Source organism: Mycobacterium yunnanensis, assembly GCF_025823185.1.
In the GTDB taxonomy this organism is placed as follows: domain Bacteria; phylum Actinomycetota; class Actinomycetes; order Mycobacteriales; family Mycobacteriaceae; genus Mycobacterium; species Mycobacterium yunnanensis.
This window is the reverse complement of record NZ_JACKVK010000025.1, coordinates 1-1,245: the sequence shown is the minus strand read 5'-3', so window position 1 is coordinate 1,245 and position 1,245 is coordinate 1. Positions and strand designations below refer to the sequence as shown.

The following is a 1,245-nucleotide window of genomic DNA, read 5'->3' as shown; positions in this document are numbered from 1 at the left end:
ACCTTGGCCGCCGCCGTCTGTGCCGCGCTGCTGGCGCGGGAGCGGACCGGGACGGGCCAGTTGGTGAGCACATCGCTGTATCGCCAGGGGGCCTACACCGTCAGGGCTCCGGCGTTGTTGATTAGCAGGCTTGTGAGCTGGGGAATTGTGGATTGAGGAGGTCTAGGCGGCGGTTGGCGGTCAAAGCGGTGATCCGGCAGGCTTCGGCGATGTTGTCGGCGCCGTTGAGGCGGTGCAGATTGATCGCGGTGTTGCGTAGCGTTGCTAGGACCTGTGCGCCGTTTCCGGTATGTGCCCTTTGACGGTCTTCGTCGAAGGTGACGTCGCGTATCCAGTGCAGGCTGTTCTCGATTCCCCAGTGTTGACGCATCCAGGTCATGATCGCGGTAGGGCGGGCGTGCTCGAACGGCAGGCTGCAGATGGCATAGACCACCTCCACGCTGCGCTGGTCGGTGGCGGTGATCAAGCGTTCACGAGTGATCCGGATGATTTGTTTTGCGTAGGGGAAGCCGATTCCTCGTGCAGCGGNGATGATTTGCNGGGTGCGGGTCTCGACACGGCCGTGGCCGCGGGAGTCGTCGGTAGCGGCTGNGGGCACCTCGGCCCAGGGCAGCGCGGTGATACGCGCAANTATTTTGGCTTGGTTGGACTTGACGATCATCAGGTAGTGCGACTTCAAGGTGGCGCAGATCAACTTCGCGGTGACGACCTGGGTATGCATCGCATCCACGGTGACCAGCCACCGCAAGCTACCCGGCAGCAGCGTGAGCAGGGCACGTACGCAGGGAATTTCATTGCTTTTCTCGGCGACAGCGAGTTGACCGAGCACCAATCGGGCACGGTGGGCGAACACCGACACGAGATGCGTGGCTGTCGCTTTGGCGCGTAAAGCACCACGCAGCATCTTGCCGTCCAACGCGATCGGCACCAATCCACTGGGGTCGCNGCTGGCCACGTGTGCAGTGAAGTAACTGCCCATCCTGGCGTTGAGGTCGGCGGGGTCTAGCCGAGACAAAACAGCGCGGAAGGTCTTCTCACTGGGCCGCCGGAACCGGACCCCTAATTGGGCCAACACATCATCGGGAGCGGTGGCCGCCCATGTGGCAAAACCAGCATAGCCGCGCATCCCCGCGGCAGTGGCCAGAACCGCGATCGCCAACAAAGCCATCAGCGAATACCTCCGACCGCGTGGGNCCCTCGGGTCTGGCACCGAGGCCAACACATCGAGAAACTCCGATCCGATGA

Annotated in this window: 1 protein-coding gene and 1 pseudogene; one reads left to right on the top strand and one right to left on the bottom strand. The window is 62.9% G+C overall.

Going from position 1 to position 1,245, the window contains the following annotated elements; translation table 11 throughout:
* A pseudogene (locus H7K45_RS31150) lies at positions 1–102 on the top strand (CoA transferase); the annotation flags it as partial.
* Positions 103–121: 19 nt separating this feature from the next.
* On the opposite strand, the gene H7K45_RS31145 reads toward H7K45_RS31150, so the two are convergent.
* Positions 122–1,245: ISAs1 family transposase (locus H7K45_RS31145; RefSeq protein ID WP_264000090.1), on the bottom strand; the 1,124-nt coding region annotated here is incomplete at its 5' end.